Source organism: Allobacillus halotolerans (assembly GCF_018967645.1).
GTDB classification, from domain to species: Bacteria; Bacillota; Bacilli; order Bacillales; family Alkalibacillaceae; genus Allobacillus; species Allobacillus halotolerans.
In genome coordinates, this window is the sequence record NZ_JAHLZF010000056.1 from 1 (window position 1) to 906 (window position 906).

Annotated in this window: 1 rRNA gene; it reads right to left on the reverse strand. The window is 46.6% G+C overall.

The features are described from left to right. Window positions 1–427: ribosomal RNA gene (locus KQ486_RS14750) — 16S ribosomal RNA — on the reverse strand; the annotation flags it as partial. Window positions 428–906: the final 479 nt, after the last annotated feature.

The window sequence follows — 906 nt, forward strand, 5'->3', positions numbered from 1 at the left end:
GCCTTCCTTGGATGTGGTAGCCGTTTCTCAGGCTCCCTCTCCGGAATCGAACCCTTATTCCCCGTTACCCGTTGAAACCATGGTAGGCCACTATCCTACCATCGAAAGTTGATAGGGCAGAAATTTGAATGAACCATCGCCAGCACAAGGCCATGCGATTCGAAAAGTTATTATGAATCATCAAAGAGCCCGAAGGCATTGATTTTTTATCTAATAAATACATCCCTTCCAAACAGTCGGGATTTTAAGCATGTATTAGCTCTAGAATTACCACGGTTATCCAAGTAGTAAGGTACTATCAAATAAACGATAACTGATTTAATGAGCCATTCGCAGTTTCACTGTATAAATTGCTTATACTTAGACATGCATGGCTTAATCTTTGAGACAAGCATATGACTACTGGCAGGATCAACCAGATAACTACGTAGTAGTGGTCTTCCCGCGCCCAAGCCTCTCCCCGCCAAGAACTGGAAGGAGCAGCCAAAAACACGTTCAAACCGTACAAGTTATTTATTTGGTTGCAAACACATTGCTGTGTCCGTGGAAAGTCGGCTCGCCCGCCAGTGTTTTACCACAGCAAGCAAGCCGCTCCACATCCATATAGCCCTCTTAAGATTCTCCCGGTGTGGTGTCCGTGCGACTGTACAACGACAAGAACTGCCGCGCACGTCGAACATCGCCAACCATGGAGGGAGTTACACTCGGCAAAGTCACAGATTTTACTCCGGCTACTTGCCAAGGCATACCCCCGAGTCGGTTTTAGTTTTCAATACTTGCTATCAGCTAGTAATCCACTAAATCCATCAGTGCCCATACACAGAATCGTTAGATATCTGGTGTGGGACTGTTCAGGCTTGCCACCGTACAGTGGCTCGCCCATGCCGAACGTAGCGTATAAAGTAG